The 11,751-nt window shown below is 71.4% G+C and carries 9 protein-coding genes; 6 read left to right on the top strand and 3 right to left on the bottom strand.

What is annotated here, in order from left to right; all coding sequences use genetic code 11:
- Positions 1–102: 102 nt before the first annotated feature.
- The 3 genes from ACFZB3_RS05140 to ACFZB3_RS05130 are packed head-to-tail and all read right to left on the bottom strand — an operon-like array spanning position 103 to position 3,659.
- Complete coding sequence (locus tag ACFZB3_RS05140) at positions 103–1,080, bottom strand: ABC transporter permease (protein WP_391369945.1); 978 nt, start codon at positions 1,078–1,080, stop codon at positions 103–105.
- Complete coding sequence (locus ACFZB3_RS05135) at positions 1,073–2,113, bottom strand: ABC transporter permease (RefSeq protein WP_391369942.1); 1,041 nt, start codon at positions 2,111–2,113, stop codon at positions 1,073–1,075. Before ACFZB3_RS05135 ends, ACFZB3_RS05140 begins: the two co-directional genes overlap by 8 nt.
- A gap of 28 nt (positions 2,114–2,141) precedes the next feature.
- Positions 2,142–3,659, bottom strand: coding sequence for an ATP-binding cassette domain-containing protein (locus tag ACFZB3_RS05130; protein WP_391369939.1), 1,518 nt, complete (start codon positions 3,657–3,659; stop codon positions 2,142–2,144).
- A 254-nt stretch (positions 3,660–3,913) separates the two neighbouring features.
- Here ACFZB3_RS05130 and rhaI point away from each other — a divergent pair, with 254 nt between their 5' ends.
- The 6 genes from rhaI (at position 3,914) to ACFZB3_RS05100 (ending at position 11,744) form a co-directional block, all read left to right on the top strand.
- Entirely contained in the window at positions 3,914–5,083 is a 1,170-nt protein-coding gene (gene rhaI, locus ACFZB3_RS05125; RefSeq protein ID WP_391369936.1) for an L-rhamnose isomerase, read from the top strand.
- A gap of 124 nt (positions 5,084–5,207) precedes the next feature.
- Positions 5,208–7,247 carry a bifunctional aldolase/short-chain dehydrogenase gene (locus ACFZB3_RS05120; protein WP_391369934.1) on the top strand — a complete coding sequence of 680 codons (2,040 nt, stop codon included), beginning with the start codon at positions 5,208–5,210 and terminating at the stop codon, positions 7,245–7,247.
- Positions 7,244–8,689 carry an FGGY-family carbohydrate kinase gene (locus ACFZB3_RS05115; RefSeq protein ID WP_391369931.1) on the top strand — a complete coding sequence of 482 codons (1,446 nt, stop codon included), beginning with the start codon at positions 7,244–7,246 and terminating at the stop codon, positions 8,687–8,689. The genes ACFZB3_RS05120 and ACFZB3_RS05115 overlap by 4 nt, the downstream gene beginning before the upstream one ends.
- Before the next feature lie 120 nt (positions 8,690–8,809).
- Positions 8,810–9,565: a heterodisulfide reductase-related iron-sulfur binding cluster gene (locus ACFZB3_RS05110; RefSeq protein ID WP_391369929.1), complete on the top strand. Its 756-nt coding sequence runs from the start codon at positions 8,810–8,812 to the stop codon at positions 9,563–9,565.
- A complete protein-coding gene (locus tag ACFZB3_RS05105; protein ID WP_391369926.1) occupies positions 9,562–11,064 on the top strand; it encodes a LutB/LldF family L-lactate oxidation iron-sulfur protein in 1,503 nt (500 codons plus the stop codon). Before ACFZB3_RS05110 ends, ACFZB3_RS05105 begins: the two co-directional genes overlap by 4 nt.
- A complete protein-coding gene (locus ACFZB3_RS05100; RefSeq protein WP_391369923.1) occupies positions 11,061–11,744 on the top strand; it encodes an LUD domain-containing protein in 684 nt (227 codons plus the stop codon). Before ACFZB3_RS05105 ends, ACFZB3_RS05100 begins: the two co-directional genes overlap by 4 nt.
- Positions 11,745–11,751: the final 7 nt, after the last annotated feature.

Here is an 11,751-nt window from a genome sequence, read left to right as displayed (position 1 = left end):
GCTCTGGAAGCGCCCCTTCTTTTTCTTTCAGGGGCGCTGGGGGTCCCCCGGCCGGAGGCTGGGGGAGGAACTGCGCGACCGGCCACATACGGCCCGCAGCATTCAGACGGTGTTGGCCGCCCTGTGCCTTGCAAGAGAGATCTGCCGGGCAACCCTCGGCCCGAGCACCGAGACAACAAGCAACACACCGGTCACAACAATCTGGGACTGCGCGGACACGTTCAGCAGACTCATCACGTTCTGCAACGCCCCCAGCAGGAACACCCCGGCAATCGCCCCGCCCAGCGTTCCGCGCCCCCCGTCGAAGTCGATGCCACCGAGCAACACCGCGGCCACAACCGAGAGTTCGAGCCCGGTCGCGTTGTCGTACCGCGCACTCGCGTAGTGCAGCGCCCAGAAGATCCCGGTCAGCGAGGCCATGAACCCGGTCGCCACGAACAGGATCAGCTTGTTGCGCTTCACCCGGATCCCGGCGAACCGCGCCGCCTCCTCGCTCGCCCCCACGGCGAACAGCGACCGCCCGAACGGCGTGGCGTGCAGCACCACCACGGCGATCACCAGCAGCACCAGGAACGGCAGGAAGGCCCGCGGCAGAAACGTGCCGCCGAGTCGCCCCGCCGCGAAGTCCAGGTACTGCGTGGGGAAGTCGGTCACCGCGTCGGAGCCGAGCACGATCTGCGCGATGCCCCGGTAGGCCGCGAGTGTGCCGATCGTGACGGCCAGCGACGGCAGGCCGAGCCGGGTCACCAGCAGGCCGTTGACCAGCCCGCAGACCACACCCAGCAGCAGGCACAACGGGATGATCGTCTCGATCGCCATCCCCTCGTTCCAGAGCCTGCCCATGACGGCGCCCGAGAGCCCGGCGGTCGAGGCGACCGAGAGGTCGATCTCGCCTGCGACGACGAGCAGCGTCATCGGCAGCGCGATGAGCGCGATGGGCAGCGTGTTGCCGATCAGGAACGACAGGTTGAGGGAGTTCCCGAAGCCGTCGACGAGGCCGAACGACAGCAGCAGGAGAACGATCAGCAGCGCGCCGACGACCGTGTCCCAGCGGACCGCACGGGTCAGGGAGTCAGGCATGGCGGGTGCTCCTCTTCTTCAGGGCGGAGGCCACCCGCAGCGCGACGATCCGGTCGACGGCGATGGCGAGCAGCAGCAGGACGCCGTTGATGGCGAGGACCCACACGGAGCTGACCCCGAGGGCCGGCAGCACGCTGTTGACGGACGTCAGCAGCAGCGCGCCCAGCGCGGCGCCGTACACGCTCCCGGAGCCGCCGGTGAAGACCACGCCGCCGACGACCACGGCGCTCACGACGGTGAGTTCGTAGCCGGTGCCGGTGCCGGAGTCGACGTTCCCGAACCGGGCCAGGTACATCGCCCCGGCGAGGCCCGCGAGGGCGCCGCAGAAGGTGTAGGCGGTGAGGATCCGCCTGCGGACCGGGATGCCGGCCAGCCGGGCGGCCTCGGGGTTGGAGCCGAGGGCGTACAACTCCCGTCCGCTGCCGAAGTGTTTGAGGTAGTAGGCGGTGGCGACCAGCACCGCGAGGGCGATCAGGGCCAGCCAGGGGATCGCCGCCAGGCCGCCGGAGCCGAAGTCGACGAAGGAGGCGGGGAGGTCGGCGGCCGTGATCTGCCGGGAGCCGACCCAGATGGAGTCGACGCCCCGGATGATGTACAGCGTGCCGAGGGTGACGACGAGCGCGGGTACCTGACCGAGGCTCACCAGCAGGCCGTTGAGCAGTCCGCAGCCGATGCCGAGGAGCACGGCCAGCAGGATCGCGACGACGGGGTTGCCGCCGCCGTGCAGGTAGTCGCCGGCGGCGAAGGCGGTGATGCCGAGGGTGGAGCCGACGGACAGGTCGACGTTCCTCGTGATCACCACCAGGGACTGGCCGGTGGCGACCAGCACCAGGATGGTCGCGTTGAGCAGCAGGTCCTTGATGCCCTGTTCGGAGAGGAACTGGCTGTTGCCGGCCTGGGTGACGGCGATCATCACCAGGAAGACGACGAGGATGGCGAGTTCGCGCATCCTGAAGACACGGTCGACGAGCCGGGTCCCGGCGGACTCGGGCGTCTCGGCGACGGGGGTCTGTTCGGAGGTGGTCACCGTCATGCGGCGGCCCTCCCCACAGCGGTGGTCGTCATGCGGCGGCCCTCCCGGTCGCTGCGGCCATCACGGTTTCCTCGGTGGCGTCGGAGCGCGGGATCTCGGCAGTGATCCGGCCCTCGTGCATCACCAGCACGCGGTCGGCCATGCCGAGGATCTCGGGCAGGTCGGAGGAGATCATCAGGACGGCGACCCCGTCGGCTGCCAAGTCGCCGAGCAGCCGGTGGACTTCGGCCTTGGTGCCGACGTCGATGCCTCGGGTCGGCTCGTCGACGATCAGTACCCGCGGCCCGGTCGCGAGCCATTTGGCGAGGACGACCTTCTGCTGGTTGCCGCCGGAGAGGGTGGAGACGGCGTCGGCGATCCGGGCGTACTTCACCTGGAGCCGGACCGCCCAGTCGAGGGAGCGGCTGCGTTCGGCGCCCCGGTCGACGAGGCCCGCCCGCACGGTCGTACGCAGTCCGGTGAGGCCGATGTTCCGCTCGATCGACATGTCCATCACGAGGCCCTGGGCGCGCCGGTCCTCGGGGACGAGGGCGAGGCCGGCGGACATCGCGACGGAGGGCGCTCCGTTGGTCAGCTTCCGTCCCCTGACCTCGACCTCGCCGGCGTCCCAGCGGTCGACGCCGAACACGGCGCGGGCGACCTCGGTCCGGCCGGCGCCGACCAGTCCGGCGAGGCCGACGATCTCGCCGGACCGGACCTCGAAGGAGACGTCCGTGAAGACCCCCTCGCGGGTCAGCCGCCGTACGGCGAGGGCGACTTCGCCTGCCTGTACGTCCTGCTTGGGGTAGAGCTCGTCCAGGTCGCGGCCGACCATCCGGCGGACGAGGTCGTCCTCGGTCATGCCCTCGACGAGTTCACTGGCGATCCAGGCGCCGTCCCGGAGGGTGGTGACGCGCCGGCAGATCTGGAAGATCTCCTCCAGGCGGTGCGAGATGAACAGGACGGCGGCGCCCTGGTCGCGCAGGGTGCGCACGACGCCGAAGAGGCGGGCGACCTCGCTGCCGGTGAGGGCCGCCGTCGGCTCGTCCATGATCAGGACCCGGGCGTCGAAGGAGAGCGCCTTGGCGATCTCGACGATCTGCTGGTCGGCGATGGACAGACCGCGGGCGGGGCGGTCGGGGTCGAGGGCGACGCCGAGCCGCTTCATCAGGGCTGCGGTGGCCGTGCGGGTGGCCTTGTGGTCGATCCGGCCGAGGGCGCGCCGGGGCTGCCGGCCCATGAAGATGTTCTCGGCGATCGACAGGTCGGGGAAGAGCGTGGGTTCCTGGTAGATCACGGCGATTCCGGCGTCGCGGGCGTCGCCGGGGCCGTGGAAGACGACGGGCCCGCCGTCGAGCAGCACCTGGCCGGCGTCCGGCCGGTGCACTCCGGCGAGAGTCTTGATCAGCGTCGACTTGCCCGCGCCGTTCTCCCCGGCGAGGGCGTGCACCTCGCCGGGGAACAGCTCCAGGGAGACGTCCCGCAGGGCGCGGACGGCGCCGAAGGACTTGGAGACGTCCTTCAGCGCCAGCACCGGGGCCGGTCCCGTGTCGGACGGGTGGGTCATGGGGGCTCCTCGACGACACCGGCGGGACGGCACTGGCCGCCCTCACCGCGTCGTGAAAGGTTTCAACTGGATTGCCGGGACCGTAGACACCACGGGCATGTCACGTCAATGGGTCCGTATCGAAAAAATTTCGATAGCCTAAGGTCACGGCGGAGTCACGGAGGGCGGGGTTGGTCGGAACGCTTGACACCCTTTCGGCGGACTCATACTTTGCCGTTCTGAATCGTTTCATCATTCACTCCGGGAGCCCCTAAGTGACCGACCTCGTCGCGGTGAAGGCCGCGCTGAAGACCCAGGCCGTCGAGACGCCGTCGTGGGCGTACGGAAACTCGGGGACCCGTTTCAAGGTGTTCGCCCAGCAGGGCGTGCCGCGCTCGCCGAAGGAGAAGCTGGACGACGCGGCGCAGGTCCACGCGGTGACCGGGGCCGCGCCGACGGTGGCGCTGCACATCCCCTGGGACAAGGTGGACGGCTCCGACGGATACGCGGACCTGGCCAAGCACGCCGAGGAGCGCGGGCTGAAGCTGGGGACGATCAACTCCAACACCTTCCAGGACGACGACTACAAGCTGGGCAGCATCTGCCACCCGGACGCGGCGGTCCGCCGCAAGGCCGTCGGCCATCTGCTGGAGTGCGTCGACATCATGGACGCGACGGGGTCGCGCGACCTGAAGCTCTGGTTCGCGGACGGCACCAACTATCCGGGCCAGGACGACATCCGAGGGCGGCAGGACCGGCTGGCCGAGGGGCTGGCCGAGGTGTACGCGCGCCTCGGCGACGGGCAGCGGATGCTGCTGGAGTACAAGCTCTTCGAGCCGGCCTTCTACACGACGGACGTGCCGGACTGGGGGACGGCCTACGCCCACTGTCTGAAGCTGGGGCCGAAGGCGCAGGTCGTGGTCGACACCGGTCACCACGCGCCGGGCACCAACATCGAGTTCATCGTCGCCACGCTGCTGCGGGAGGGGAAGCTCGGCGGGTTCGACTTCAACTCGCGGTTCTACGCGGACGACGACCTCATGGTCGGGGCCGCGGATCCGTTCCAGCTGTTCCGGATCATGTGCGAGGTGGTGCGCGGGGGTGGGTTCACCTCCGAGGTGGCCTTCATGCTCGACCAGTGCCACAACATCGAGGCGAAGATCCCGGCGATCATCCGGTCGGTGATGAACGTGCAGGAGGCCACGGCGAAGGCGTTGCTGGTGGACCGGGGGGCGTTGGCGGAGGCGCAGGCCTCCGGGGACGTGCTGGGGGCGAATGCGGTGTTGATGGATGCGTACGACACGGATGTGCGGCCGTTGCTCAGGGAGGTGCGGGGCGAGATGGGGTTGGACCCTGACCCCCTGGGGGCGTACGCCCGGTCCGGGTGGGCCGAGAGGATTGTCGCTGAGCGAGTCGGAGGACAGCAGGCTGGTTGGGGTGCGTAAGCATCTGCCCTGAACTGTTTCGTCGCGGACTGCGGGCCGGATGTGGCTGGTCGCGCAGTTCCTCCCCCAGCGCCCCTGAAGGGGCGCGTTGCAGTCCCGCTCCTTCAACGAATCAGGAATTCTTGTGACCACCCACCCCGAAGCAGCCGCCCTCCTCTCCCGCTCCCATCGCCTCGGTGCCGACCCCCGCAACACCAACTACGCCGGCGGCAACACGTCCGCCAAAGGCACCGCCACCGACCCCGTGACCGGCGGCGATATCGAGCTGATGTGGGTGAAGGGGTCCGGTGGGGATCTCGGGACACTCACCGCATCAGGACTGGCCGTGCTGCGGCTCGACCGGCTCCGGGCGCTCGCCGGTGTCTATCCGGGCGTCGAGCGCGAGGACGAGATGGTCGCCGCGTTCGACTACTGCCTGCACGGCAAGGGCGGTGCCGCACCCTCCATCGACACCGCCATGCACGGGCTCGTCGACGCCCCGCACGTGGATCATCTGCACCCGGACTCCGGGATCGCGCTGGCGTGTGCGGCGGACGGGGAGAAGCTCACCGCCGAGTGTTTCGGGGACACCGTGGTGTGGGTGCCGTGGCGTCGGCCCGGGTTCCAGCTCGGCCTGGACATCGCCGCCGTCAAGGCCGCCAACCCTCGGGCCGTGGGGTGCGTCCTCGGCGGGCACGGGATCACCGCCTGGGGCGACAGCTCCGAGGAGTGCGAGCGGAACTCGCTGCACATCATCCGCACCGCCGAGGCGTTCCTCGCCGAGCGCGGCAGGCCCGAGCCCTTCGGGCCCGCCGTCGAGGGGTACGGCGCCCTGCCCGAGGACGAGCGGAGGGAGCGGGCCGCGGCGCTCGCGCCGTACGTCCGGGCGATCGCCTCCGAGGACAGGCCGCAGGTCGGCCACTTCACCGACTCCGAGGTCGTCCTCGACTTCCTGGCGCGGGCGGAGCACCCGCGGCTCGCCGCGCTCGGCACCTCCTGCCCGGATCACTTCCTGCGGACGAAGGTACGGCCCCTCGTGCTCGACCTTCCGGCCACCGCCCCGCTGGACGAGGCGGTCGCGCGGCTGCGCGAGCTGCACGCCGCGTACCGGGAGGAGTACGCCGCCTACTACCGGCGGCACGCCCTGCCCGACTCCCCCGCCATGCGCGGCGCCGACCCGGCGATCGTGCTCGTACCCGGCGTCGGCATGTTCAGCTTCGGGAAGGACAAGCAGACCGCCCGGGTCGCGGGCGAGTTCTACGTGAACGCGATCAACGTGATGCGCGGCGCCGAGGCCGTGTCGGCGTACGCGCCCATCGAGGAGTCGGAGAAGTTCCGCATCGAGTACTGGGCGCTGGAGGAGGCCAAGCTCCGGCGGATGCCGAGGCCGAAGGCGCTGGCGACCCGGGTGGCGCTGGTGACCGGGGCCGGCAGCGGGATCGGGAAGGCCATCGCGCACCGGCTGGTGGCCGAGGGGGCCTGTGTCGTGGTGGCCGACCTCGACGCGGAGAGCGCGGCCGGGGTGGCGGAGGAGCTGGGCGGGGCCGACAGGGCCGTCGCCGTCACCGTCGACGTGACGGACGAGGAGCAGATCGCCGCGGCCTTCCGGGCCGCCGCGCTGGCCTTCGGCGGGGTGGACCTCGTCGTCAACAACGCCGGGATCTCCATCTCCAAGCCGCTGCTGGAGACTTCGGCGCGGGACTGGGACCTGCAGCACGACATCATGGCCCGCGGCTCCTTCCTGGTGTCGCGGGAGGCCGCCCGGGTGATGATCGCGCAGGGGATCGGCGGTGACATCGTCTACATCGCGTCGAAGAACGCCGTGTTCGCCGGTCCCAACAACATCGCCTATTCCGCGACGAAGGCGGATCAGGCGCATCAGGTGCGGCTGCTCGCCGCCGAGTTGGGGGAGCACGGGATCCGGGTCAACGGCGTGAACCCGGACGGTGTGGTGCGGGGATCCGGGATCTTCGCCGGCGGGTGGGGGGCCCAGCGGGCCGCGGTGTACGGGGTGGAGGAGTCCAAGCTGGGCGAGTTCTACGCCCAGCGGACCATCCTCAAGCGCGAGGTGCTGCCCGAGCATGTGGCGAACGCCGTGTTCGCGCTGACCGGGGGCGAACTCACCCACACCACCGGGCTGCACGTGCCCGTCGACGCGGGTGTGGCGGCCGCGTTCCTGCGATGAGCGCGCCGAAGGCGTACGCGGCGGTCGACCTGGGCGCGTCCAGCGGGCGGGTCATGGTCGCACGGGTGGGCCCGGACTCGCTGGAGCTGGCCGAGGCGCACCGGTTCGCCAACCGGCCGGTGCGAGTGCCGGAGGGGCTGCGCTGGGACGTACTCGCGCTGTACGCGGGGGTGTTGGACGGTCTGCGGGCCGCGGGGCAGGTGGACTCGGTCGGCATCGACAGCTGGGCCGTGGACCACGGCCTGCTGGACGCCGACGGGGCGCTGCTCGGCAACCCGGTGCACTACCGGGACACCCGCACGGAGGGGGTCGCCGAGAAGGTGTGGGCGAGCGTGCCGGCCGCGGAGCTGTACGCCCGCACCGGGCTCCAGTACGCGCCCTTCAACACCCTCTACCAGCTGGTGGCCGCGCGGTCGAGCGCCCAGTTCGCGCACGCCGAGCGGCTGTTGCTCATCCCCGACCTGCTGTCGTACTGGCTGACCGGCGAGCAGGGCACCGAGCTGACCAACGCCTCCACCACCCAGCTGATCGACCCCCGGACGCGCGACTGGTCGTACGAGGTCGCGGACCGGCTGGGGATCGACCTCGGGCTGTTCGCGCCGCTGCGGCGGCCCGGGGATCCGGCCGGGGTGCTGCGCCCCGAGGTGCTGGAGGAGACGGGGCTGGCCGGACCCGTGCCGGTGACCGCCGTCGGCTCGCACGACACGGCGTCGGCGGTCGCCGCCGTACCGGCGCTCGGCGAGCGGTTCGCCTACATCTGCACCGGCACCTGGTCGCTGGCCGGGCTGGAGCTGACGGCACCCGTGCTGACCGAGCGGAGCCGGGCCGCCAACTTCACCAACGAACTGGGACTCGACGGCACGGTCCGCTATCTCCGCAACATCATGGGGCTGTGGCTGCTCCAGGAGTGCGTACGGGCCTGGGGCGACCCGGAGCTAAGCGGGTTGCTGCGGGCGGCGGCCGCCGTACCGGCGCTGCGGTCGGTGGTGGACGCGGGGGACGCCGGGTTCCTGGCACCGGGGCGGATGCCGGAACGGATCGCCGAGGCGTGCCGGGCCTCCGGGCAGCCGGTGCCGCGGACGCCCGGTGAGATCACCCGGTGCATTCTCGACTCGCTGGCACTGGCCCACCGGCGGGCGGTCGTCCAGGCGCAGCGGCTCGCCGACCATCCGGTGGACACGGTGTACGTGGTGGGCGGCGGCGCGCGCAACGCGCTGCTCTGCCAGCTCACCGCCGACGCCTGCGGGCTGCCGGTGGTGGCGGGGCCGGCCGAGGCGGCCGCCCTCGGGAACGTACTGGTCCAGGCCCGCGCGCACGGTGCCGTCGGCGACCTGCCCGACATGCGGCGGCTGCTCACCCGCACCCAGCCGCTGACCCGGTACGCGCCGCGCGGCGGCACCGCCCGCTGGGAGGCGGCCGAGGCACGGCTGACCACCCGCTGACGGGGCGTGGCCGGTCCCGGTGCGGCGGCTCCCGACCCGCCGCACCGTGACCGGGTCTCCCGCTGATCGAACCGGCCCATTAGGCTGCACTCATCCGATGACCGACCTCTAGGAGCCGCGATGCGTGTCGCTCTCTTCCTGACCTGCGTCAACGACACGCTCTATCCGGAAACCGGCCGCGCCGTGGTGAAACTCCTGACCAGGCTGGGCGTCGAGGTCGATTTCCCGATGGCGCAGACCTGCTGCGGGCAGGCCCACTACAACACCGGCTACCGCCATGAGGCAGAGCCGCTGGCCCGGCATTTCTCCGATGTATTCGGCGAGTACGAGGCGATCGTGACCCCGTCCGGGTCGTGCGGGGCGATGGTCCGGGAGCTCTATCCGCGGATGGGCGAGCGGGCCCGGGCGGAGGGACGCGGGGGCGCTCTGGCGGCGGCGCTGGCGCCGGTGGTGCCGAAGACGTACGAGCTGACGGAGTTTCTGGTGGACGTCCTGGGGGTGACGGACGTCGGGGCATATTATCCGCACTATGTCACATACCACCCGACCTGCCACGGGCTGCGGAGTCTGGGGCTCGCCGACCGCCCCCGCCGCCTCCTCCAGGCCGTCAGGGGCCTGGAGCTGGTGGAGCTGCCGGGCGCGGAGGAGTGTTGCGGGTTCGGCGGCACGTTCGCGGTGAAGAACGCCGACGTCTCGGCGGCGATGGGCACCGACAAGGTGCGCAACGCCGAGTCGACCGGCGCTCAGGTGCTGTGCGCGGCCGACAACTCCTGCCTGATGCACATCGGCGGCACCATGACCCGGCTCGGCAGCGGGCTGCGGCCGGTGCACATCGCGGAGATCCTGGCGAGCACCGAGGAGGACCCGGCCGCATGAGCGGGACGTATCTGGGGATGCCCGGGTTTCCCCCGCCCACCCACCCGGCCTTCCCGAAGGCCGCGCACGAGGCCGTCAACAACCCCACCCTGCGCGGGAACCTGCGCCATGCCACGCACACCATCCGTGCCAAGCGGGCCAAGGCGGTCGCCGAGGTGTCCGACTGGGCCGCGCTGCGCGAGGCGGGCAAGCAGATCAAGGACCACACGCTCCGTCATCTCGGCCGCTACCTGGTCCAGTTGGAGGAGGCGGTGACGGCGGCGGGCGGTACGGTCCACTGGGCCGCCGACGCCGACGAGGCGAACCGGATCGTCACCGGACTGGTCAAGGAGACCGGCGAGTCGGAGGTCGTCAAGGTCAAGTCGATGGCCACGCAGGAGATCGGGCTGAACGAGGCGCTTCAGGCCGCGGGCATCCGGGCCTACGAGACCGATCTCGCCGAGCTGATCGTGCAGCTGGGCCACGACCGGCCCTCGCACATCCTGGTGCCCGCCATCCACCGCAACCGGGGCGAGATCAGGGACATCTTCCGCAGGGAGATGGGCGAGTGGGGGCGCCCGGCGCCCGAGGGCCTCACCGACACCCCGGCCGAACTCGCCGAGGCGGCCCGGCTCCACCTGCGCGAGAAGTTCCTGCGCGCGAAGGTCGGCATCTCCGGCGCCAACTTCATGGTCGCCGAGACCGGCACCCTGGTCGTCGTCGAGTCCGAGGGCAACGGACGGATGTGCCTCACCCTCCCCGAGACGCTGATCTCGGTCGTCGGCATCGAGAAGATCGTGCCGACCTGGCAGGACCTGGAGGTCTTCCTGCAGACCCTCCCCCGCTCCTCCACCGCCGAGCGGATGAACCCGTACACCTCGACCTGGACCGGCACCACCGACGGCGACGGACCGCAGAACTTCCACCTGGTGCTCCTGGACAACGGCCGCACCGACACCCTCGCCGACGTGGTCGGCCGCCAGGCCCTGCGCTGCATCCGCTGCTCGGCCTGCCTCAACGTCTGCCCGGTCTACGAGCGGGCGGGCGGCCACGCCTACGGCTCGGTCTACCCGGGCCCGATCGGCGCCATCCTCAGCCCCCAGCTGCGGGGCACCGCGAGCGAGATCGACGCCTCCCTGCCGTACGCCTCGTCGCTGTGCGGGGCCTGCTACGAGGTCTGCCCGGTCGCCATCGACATCCCCGAGGTGCTGGTGCACCTGCGCGAGCGGGTCGTCGAGGGCGGCGAGGCGGTCCGCAACGGCAACAAGGTGCTGCTCAAGCCGGCCAAGGGGCACGCGGCCGAGCGGGCGGCGATGCGCGCGGCCCGCTGGGCCCTCTCCCACCCGGCCGCTCTGCGCACCGGCCAGCGGCTCGCCTCCCGCACCCGCCGCCTGCATCCCCGTACCCTGCCGGGCCCCGGCCGGGCATGGAGCGGGACCCGGGACCTGCCCGCCGTACCGGCGGAGCCGTTCAGGGACTGGTGGCAGCGGACCGGCGGCGGAAAGGACGGAGCCAAGTGAGCAGCAGGGAGCGGATCCTGGGCCGGGTACGGCGCGCCCTTGCCGAGGCACAGGACGAGGACGGGCCCGTCGAGCGGACGTACCTGCGCGAGCACGGCGCACGGAGCATCGCCGAGACGGTCGACCTGCTGGCCGAGAACCTGGCGGACTACCGGGCCCTCGTACACCGCTGCACGCAGGACGAACTGGCCGCCGTGATCGGGCGGTTGATCGCCGAGCACGGTTCGGGGACAGTGGCCGTGCCCACGGGGCTTCCTCCGGAGTGGCTGGCGGCGACCGAGGCCGAGCAGGTCGCCGACAGCGCCGAGAGCACCCCGCACGAACTCGACCAGGTCGCCAGCGTGGTCACCGGCTGTGCGGTGGCGATCGCCGAGACCGGGACGATCGTGCTGGACGGCGGCCCCGATCAGGGCCGCCGCCGGCTCACCCTCGTCCCCGACCACCACATCTGTGTCGTACAGGTCCCCGACCAGGTCGTCTCCTCCGTGCCCCAGGCCCTCGAACGACTCGACCCGGCCCGCCCGTTGACCTGGATCTCCGGCCCCTCGGCCACCAGCGACATCGAGCTGGACCGGGTCGAGGGGGTACACGGTCCACGCACCCTGGAGGTGGTGCTCGTCGCCGGCGACCGGCCGGTCGCCGGTTCCGACGGGCAGGCAGCCGGTGACACTCGCGGCTAACGTGAGG

The sequence above is a fragment of the Streptomyces sp. NPDC008092 genome, from assembly GCF_042957285.1.
Classification (GTDB): Bacteria; Actinomycetota; Actinomycetes; order Streptomycetales; family Streptomycetaceae; genus Streptomyces.
This window is presented reverse-complemented; position numbering and strand designations above follow the sequence as displayed.